The sequence below is a fragment of the Parendozoicomonas verongulae genome, assembly GCF_009711465.1.
GTDB classification, from domain to species: Bacteria; Pseudomonadota; Gammaproteobacteria; order Pseudomonadales; family Endozoicomonadaceae; genus Sansalvadorimonas; species Sansalvadorimonas verongulae.
On the sequence record NZ_SMME01000578.1, the window covers coordinates 1 to 1,589 of the forward strand.

General features: G+C 49.8%; 1 protein-coding gene. It reads right to left on the reverse strand.

What is annotated here, in order from left to right; genetic code table 11:
• Positions 1–1,023 precede the first annotated feature (1,023 nt).
• Positions 1,024–1,589: hypothetical protein (locus tag E1189_RS24815; RefSeq protein ID WP_230459983.1), on the reverse strand; the 566-nt coding region annotated here is incomplete at its 5' end.

Consider the following 1,589-nt stretch of genomic DNA (forward strand, 5'->3'; position numbering starts at 1 on the left):
GCATCCGCTTCAACGGCCAGATGTTGTACAACCGTTGATTCTGTGAGTGTTAATTGGATTCTTTGTTTTTTCCCATGGCAGTGCATAAAGTGGTTTTTGGCAGATCTGTTTACATTACAGGATGTAGTTTCACCGGGGTGGATATGTGTGCTGTCCGCAGGGCATATGGCAATGCTGCCTTTTGATATCACATCTAATGGGCGTAACGGAGTAAGGTGAAGAGGTCTGCTCTTGCCTCCTGATACATAAGTGGCAGATGAAGACAGCCCAATCACTATGCAGAGACTGGTAACAACAAAGTTCAGCCTGAAGACCATTCCTATCCTTCCCATAAAAAGAGTAAAGAAGATAGCAACGTAGCTGGCGGTCTCTTGTTATGTTGGTATTTACGGCGCTGGTCGTCTGTCGCGGGGTGGGCTGGGTATGCACTAGATCGCTTAGCGTGACTCCAGGCTTCAGATACTGCTATTTTTTCGCGGTGATGAGCACCGCAGTAAAAATGCTCTCGTCCTGAATATTCCGCCTATCTTCTTTGTTCTTTTTATGGGAAGGGTAGGAATGGGCTTCAGACTGAAATTTGTTGTCACCAGCCTCTGTATAGTCATCGGCCTGTCTGCATCTGCCATCTATGCATCAGGAGGCAAGAGCAAACCTCTTCACCTTGCTCCGTTACGGCCATTAGATGTGCTATCGACCGGCAGCATTGCCATACATCCTGCAGGCAGCACACATATCTACCCCGGTGCAACCACATCTTGCACCGTCAACAGGTCTGCCGGGCACCATCTTGTGCATTGCCGTGGGAAAAAACAAAACACCCAAGTCACACTCACGGGATCAACGGATGTACAACACCTGGCCGTTGAAACGGGTACTACAACATGGGTTAGGACATCCACTACCATTTGCCGCATTTCTAATAACAAGGCAGCTCCTGGCATCTTATGTACTCCTTCTTCACTTTCTTCTTTAGATACTCTATTCCCAGAGTTGTCCGGCTTGAAGCAGAATGACACTCTACTTTCAGAGTTGTCGGGTTTGTTGCAGGATGATGTATTTCAGAGTGTTCTTTGTGCCAGTACAGGGGAGTGTGCATTCGATACAGATGGCACTCTTTCTGAAGTGAGTCCGACTCAGCCTGACAGCGATCAGCGGCCCACGGACATCTCCGGGGGGCATATGGTAAGATCTGGTGTTAAAAAATATCCTGTGGGAGTCTGTGAAAAGAGCGGAGGCAACCAGTCTTTCTCCCAACCCAGTCGTCTCACCGCCTGCAAGCGCACCCACACAGGGGAAAAGCCCTTTATCTGTAGCCAGGACGGATGCCACAAAGCGTTTACCAGATCCAGCGATCTCACCAGACACAAGCGCATTCACACAGGGGACAGGCCCCACGTCTGTGACCAGTGCCACAAAGCGTTCACCACATCCTGCAATCTTACCGACCACAAGCGCATTCACACAGGGGTCAGACCCTTTGTCTGTGATTGGGACGGGTGCAACAAAACGTTTACCACATCCGGCAACCTCACCAAACACACGCGTATCCATACAGGCTTCAGGCCCTTTGTCTGTGATCAGGATGGGTG